Here is a 1,005-nt window from a genome sequence, read left to right as displayed (position 1 = left end):
GGTGAAGGGAGTAACCTTCACCATTTTCACTCTTTACTCCTTTTGAATACAGTCCCTCAGCAGCGGTTAAACTGGTTTATTTCACCTTGCGCAAAATAAATGTACTCACTGCGTTTGTTGTCATTAACCTTTTGCACCATGTCATCCTGAAAACGTTTCGTTAGTGTATTACCACTTCCAGTTCAGACAGGTTTTCAGAAGGTTGGTCTTACCGTTTTAATTACATTGTTGTCGAACTCTTTTTAAGATGTTTGTTAAATCATAACTGGCTGGTAGTTCGTACCTTGTTTTAGCATCACGGTTTTACCGCCACTGCTAAATTGTTTTGGGGTAACACCTAAATATACAGAATCACATCGCCCATTTTTAAAGTGCTCTGTTTGACTCAAGCTGGCAATTAGCCCCGCTGCACCTAAAACACCCACACCTTCAAGCGCAATAATACGTTGGCATTGTTCATTTTGAGAAACAAGCTGCTCTAGGTTTTTGGTGGCTTGCTTTAGCGATTGCTCTATTTGCTGGTATTGAGCTTTTAAGACATTAAGTAATGGCAATAATACCTCTGGTAAATCATTGCGCTCAGTTAAAACCTCTTTCAATGCTTTCTTGGTGCGAGGAATAGTGATGCCATATTCATAAAATAAGGCCCTGATATGATTACCGAGTTGTGTAAGCTGTTTATCTAAAAACTTACGACTCACAGTGAACGTTTGGAGAATTTGCTGTTCGATATTTTTTACTGGAGAAAAGGGCATATTCGGTTGTATAGCAGCAATCGCAATCCCGATAGCATCATTGGCATCTGTTTTTTGTTTGCTTATATAAGGCTTAACATGTTCCCTCACTTCATGACCATAGGATTGAGCAATCCGCCCCCAATAATGAAAACTGCCACATCCCTCCATTGCCACAATGCTAGGGGGAGAGTTAGCGAGTATCTGGCGAACTTTAGATGGAGACTGTGCTTTATTAAAAACAATTTCTCCATGTTTAGAGACTTTTGCG

The 1,005-nt window shown here is 40.1% G+C and carries 1 protein-coding gene; it reads right to left on the bottom strand.

What is annotated here, in order from left to right; translation table 11 throughout:
- Positions 1 to 254: 254 nt before the first annotated feature.
- Positions 255 to 1,005, bottom strand: a 751-nt coding sequence (locus N477_RS00610) for an IS110 family transposase (RefSeq protein WP_063364259.1), incomplete at its 5' end; no start/stop codon positions are given.

The sequence above is a fragment of the Pseudoalteromonas luteoviolacea H33-S genome (assembly GCF_001625695.1).
Taxonomy (GTDB): domain Bacteria; phylum Pseudomonadota; class Gammaproteobacteria; order Enterobacterales; family Alteromonadaceae; genus Pseudoalteromonas; species Pseudoalteromonas luteoviolacea_B.
Note: the sequence above shows the minus strand (reverse complement) of the source record. Positions and strands in the feature narration are given on the sequence as shown.